Raw genomic sequence first — 317 nt, forward strand, 5'->3', positions numbered from 1 at the left:
GGGGTTTGACGGTGATGTGTGTGGTGCTGGTGCTGCCGCACCAGTGTCGGATCTGGTCGGCGGTGACCGGTCCGAGGGGGTAGCCGGTGTGGCTGTGCAACATGCCGATCAGCTCGTCCGCGGCTGCAGCAGGCGGGTTGCCGGCGTTGCCGCCGCTGCCGCTGCCGCTGCCGCAGCGGTTGCGGGGACCGGTGCTGGTGAGGGCGGCGTGGGTGAGGTGGAGGTGGAGGACGACCTGGCGGCGGCGGGGTTCGACTCCCTCGGGGAGGGTGATGGTCTCACCGCGGGCCAGCATGCCGAGGGCGGTGGCGCGTCGC

General features: G+C 72.6%; 1 protein-coding gene. It reads right to left on the minus strand.

Annotated features, from left to right (window positions below; genetic code table 11):
- On the minus strand, positions 1-317 hold a 317-nt coding region (locus ACYQ1K_RS27975; RefSeq protein WP_459986903.1), incomplete at both ends, for a hypothetical protein.

The organism is Nocardioides sp. AN3, assembly GCF_054653495.1.